Annotated in this window: 3 protein-coding genes; all 3 read right to left on the bottom strand. The window is 43.5% G+C overall.

Annotated features, from left to right (window positions below):
• A partial coding sequence (locus DOT_RS32640) for a Txe/YoeB family addiction module toxin (protein ID WP_009616529.1) occupies positions 1–339 on the bottom strand: 339 nt, incomplete at its 3' end.
• Positions 332–601, bottom strand: coding sequence for a type II toxin-antitoxin system RelB/DinJ family antitoxin (locus DOT_RS07500; RefSeq protein ID WP_009616527.1), 270 nt, complete (start codon positions 599–601; stop codon positions 332–334). The genes DOT_RS32640 and DOT_RS07500, both read right to left, overlap by 8 nt.
• Before the next feature lie 401 nt (positions 602–1,002).
• The coding region (locus DOT_RS07495) for a bifunctional diguanylate cyclase/phosphodiesterase (RefSeq protein ID WP_009616523.1) at positions 1,003–3,018 on the bottom strand (2,016 nt) is incomplete at its 5' end.

Here is a 3,018-nt window from a genome sequence, read left to right as displayed (position 1 = left end):
ACGTTTAATAAAACCACAATTATTGAAGCCCCCTCGTTCCAAACGGATGAGGGGGCCTTTGCTAACATAACCTCTCTTATGGTACTCAATTCGAGCATGGACAATAAAAAACAGGGTGGCTTCCCTGGTTTTTATGTCCATGTTATTTATCCTTGTAATGAGTTCTACATTGCAAGATGATAATTTTATCGTCCTCAATGGCTCAGGTTTTCCTATACCATCATAACCGTTACGGTCAATGTCTTTAAGCAATTGGTTGATTCTCTTTAACGTTTTTTTATCCTGAGTCTGCCAATAGAGATAATCTTCCCACGCTTCATCGTGCCATATCTTATTCATCACTCTCCTCTATCAACTCGTGAGCAACTCCTTTACCTGCTTTAATATCGGCAAGAGCCTTTTTAATGCGGTCTTGGTTGTATTCGTTGTAAAAGTCATCTGCTACAGCCGAAATCTCAAAAGGTATTCTTTTCTCTCGTACAACTGCCTTTGCAAAAACTGTAAATGCGGTACTCATATTCATGCCAAATTCGGAAAAAAGATACTCTACTTGTTTCTTCAAATCTTCATCCATACGGATATTGATACTTGTTTGTGCCATTAGAAACACCCCTTTCACTACTCAGTATATACAATGTACCTCAAAATATATACAAGGTAAAGATAAAATCTTTACAACATAATTTTAGTGTACCGAATCCTCCGTCGTCCCAAGTCCCCGGCGACCCAAGCCTAGAGGAAGTTTCTTAGCTTAGAGAAGCACTTTAGCGGAATTGCGTCAATGAGCGCAGACGATTTTGCGTTAAGAAACTCAACGGTTCACATGCAGAACAGCCTGGAGGTTTTGAGTTTTAGCAACATCGTCAAGCGAATAGCAATGCAGCGTGTGCGAACGGGCTAAGACACTTCCTCCAACTTTCTCCACTTTCTCCACTTCCTCCCCCATGTTGAAAACCGGGCACATGACTGAGCATGTACCCGGCTTTTATTGACAACGTAATCCTATTTATTTAAGGGCTGATCAAATAACTTCTCCATTTCTTCAGAGGTAACCGCCTTGCTAAAGAGGAAGCCCTGCATTTCATTACACTGCTTGTTCTTGAGAAAAGAGCATTGAGTATTCGTTTCCACTCCTTCGGCGATCACTTTTAAACGGAGGTTTTTTGCGAGCTGAATAATGGCCGTAACTACTTCCTCGCCATTTTCACCGATGCTGATATCCTGAATAAAGGACTGATCTATTTTCAACGTATCAATCGGCATACGCCGTAAATAATTAAGTGAAGAAAATCCGGTTCCAAAATCATCAATAGAAATCCGAATACCTAACTCTTTAAAAGAACTTAGCATTGCAACCGAAGCTTCGCCGTTTTCCATGGCAATGCTTTCCGTGATCTCGAGTTCCAGCCACTGAGGGTCCATGCCAATTTCTTGCAAGATTCCCTCCACTGTCTTAATAAAATTTGGTTCGCGAAATTGCCGCGCTGAGATATTGACTGCCATACGCAAAAACGGATACCCTTGTTCTTGCCAAACCACATTCTGAGCGCAAGCGGTCCTTAGAACCCATTCTCCTATCTGTACAATTAAACCAGTTTCCTCCGCTATAGGAATAAACACTGCCGGGGAAACCATTCCCCGATCGTTTGCATTCCAGCGAATCAGGGCCTCCATGCCTACTATAAACCCGCTTTCCAAATCCACCTGAGGTTGATAATGAAGGACAAACTCTCCCCGCTCTAAAGCCTTACGAAGACTGTTTTCAATTGAAAGCCGGTCGTTGGCCTTTATATTAAGCCCAGTCATGAAGAATTGATAATTGTTTCGCCCTTGTTCCTTAGCATAGTACATCGCCGTATCCGCTTGTTTCACCAAGGTCTCCAAATCGCTGCCATCGCTCGGATAAAGGCTGATCCCAATACTCGTACTCATGTAAACTTCATTACCATCCAGCATTAAAGGGTGAGCAAATACGCCCAAAATTCGTTCTGAAACCTTGACTACTTCATGTTCATTACTAATCTCAGCGAGGAGAATCAAAAATTCATCTCCACCTTGTCTGGCAAGTGTATCTCCTTCGCGCAGAATTTCACGAATGCGCTCTGCTACGACATTAAGCAGTAGGTCACCGAGACTATGCCCCATCGTATCATTAATGAGTTTGAAGCGGTCCAAGTCTAAGAACAAAACTGCCAGCTTACCCTGCTTGCGTCTCGCATGTGACAAGGCCAGATTTAAATGTTCATTAAAAAGGAGACGGTTCGGAAGCCCAGTTAGGGCATCATGATGGGCTTGATACGCCATTTCTTTCATGAGATTTCGCTTGTCGCTAACATCGTGAAAAACTAGTACTGCTCCGATCACCACCCTGTTGCGGTCGCGAATCGGGGCAGCTGAGTCCTCAATGGCGATGGTATGGCCCATACGACTAATCAAGACGGTATGGTTTGCCAGCCCGACAATACGCCCTTCTTTGAGACACCTAATAATCGGACTTTCAACCGGTTCACGTGTTTCTTCATTAACTATCCGAAAGACCTCTTCTAAGGAAAGGCCAGTAGCTTCCGTATTTTTCCACCCAGTTAATGTCTCCGCAATCGGATTCAGATACTCCACATTCCCATAAACGTCCGTGGTGATCACCGCATCCCCGATGGACTCCAGGGTGACTTGGGCCCGTTCTTTCTCCAGCCAAATCGCTGCTTCTGCATTTTTCCTTTTTGTAATATCTCGAATTAAGCTTATAATGATAGGTTTGCCATTTGAAGTTGCACCCTTGGCGCTAATTTCGATCGGAAAAACACTGCCATCTTTACAAACATGTTGGAGCTCAAGCTGGAGGCCTTTCTGTGCCTTTTGCAGAAAGTCTGGTACAGTTAATCGATCCTCAGGCAGACGTAAATTGTGGACATACATCTGCGTTAATTCCTCTCGGGTATAGCCATAACGCTTCACTGCTGCTTCATTGGCATCAATAATCTGTCCATCTGGACTGATAAAGATAATCAAATCCAAAAC

It is taken from the genome of Desulfosporosinus sp. OT, from assembly GCF_000224515.1.
Lineage (GTDB): Bacteria > Bacillota > Desulfitobacteriia > Desulfitobacteriales > Desulfitobacteriaceae > Desulfosporosinus.
The sequence above is the reverse complement of the archived record's forward strand: the minus strand, read 5'-3'. Positions and strand labels throughout refer to the sequence as shown.

Coding starts and splice junctions, on each gene's coding strand:
- DOT_RS07500 (WP_009616527.1), bottom strand. CDS start 601: ATGGCACAAACAAGTATCAATATCCGTATGGATGAAGATTTGAAGAAA.